Origin of the sequence: Sphingosinicella terrae, from assembly GCF_003347635.1 — a bacterium.
Classification (GTDB): Bacteria; Pseudomonadota; Alphaproteobacteria; order Sphingomonadales; family Sphingomonadaceae; genus Allosphingosinicella; species Allosphingosinicella terrae.
In genome coordinates this window covers 1-1,115 of the sequence record NZ_QDFY01000043.1, presented here as the reverse complement: position 1 = coordinate 1,115, position 1,115 = coordinate 1, and the positions used below count along the sequence as shown (strand labels likewise).

The 1,115-nt window shown below is 68.1% G+C and carries 1 protein-coding gene; it reads left to right on the top strand.

Annotation, left to right across the window (positions count from 1 at the left end):
- Nucleotides 1-1,061: calcium-binding protein (locus tag DDE10_RS23125; protein WP_284734850.1), on the top strand; the 1,061-nt coding region annotated here is incomplete at its 5' end.
- Between the last annotated feature and the right edge of the window lie 54 nt (nucleotides 1,062-1,115).

Genomic DNA, 1,115 nt, shown 5'->3' with positions numbered 1-1,115 from the left:
ACGTCTACGAGCTCGGCGACGCCAATGATCCCGGCGTCTATTACGAGACGATCTGGGATACCGGCGGCACCGACGAGATCCGCTATTCCGGCAATCGCAATGCCCGCATCGACCTGCTGGCCGCGACGATCGACTATTCGCCGACCGGCGGCGGCGTCGTCTCCTATGTCGACGACATCTTCGGCGGCTACACCATCGCCCGCGGCGTCGTCATCGAGAACGCCTCCGGTGGCGGCGGCGAGGACGTGGTCATCGGCAATGCCGCCGGCAACCTGCTCAAGGGCAATGGCGGCGACGACTGGCTGATGGGCCGTCAGGGCGGCGACACGCTCGACGGCGGCGACGGCTTCGACACCGCCAGCTACCAGGACGCCAAGGCCGGCGTGATCGCGTCGATGGCGAGCAAGTCGGGTTCGGCGGGCGACGCCGCCGGCGACAAGTATGTCTCGATCGAGAAGCTCGAGGGCAGCGCCTTCGCCGACACCTTCGCCGGCGGCAATGCTGACGACGTCCTGTCCGGCCTTGCCGGCAACGACACGCTGACCGGCGGCAATGGCAACGACACGCTCGACGGCGGTGCCGACGACGACACGCTCGACGGCGGCAACCAGGACGACGTGCTCGACGGCGGCGACGGCAACGACACGCTCAGCGGCGGCAATCACTTCGACCAGCTGTCCGGCGGCGCCGGCAACGACACGCTCAGCGGAGGCAACCATAATGACGAGCTGAACGGCGGCGCCGGCGACGACGTCCTCACCGGCGGCAACCACAACGACGTCTTCGCCTTCACCGATCTCGGCGGCACCGACGTCGTCACCGACTTCCGCAGGGGCCAGGACAAGATCGACCTGTCCGGGCTCGACGCGGTCGACGGCGGCAGCCTCGATGCGTTCAGCTGGGTCGGCTCGGGCGCGTTCTCCGGCACCGCCGGCGAGCTTCGTGCCTACAGCCAGGGTGGAAGCCACTTCGTCGCCGGCGACACCGATGGCGACGGCACCGCCGACTTCCTGATCCAGACCAACATCCTGATCATCCAGTCGGACGTCATCTTCGCCTGATCCGACCCGGCACGATCAAGAGGGGCGTCCCGGCATAGCCGGGGCGCCCCTTTT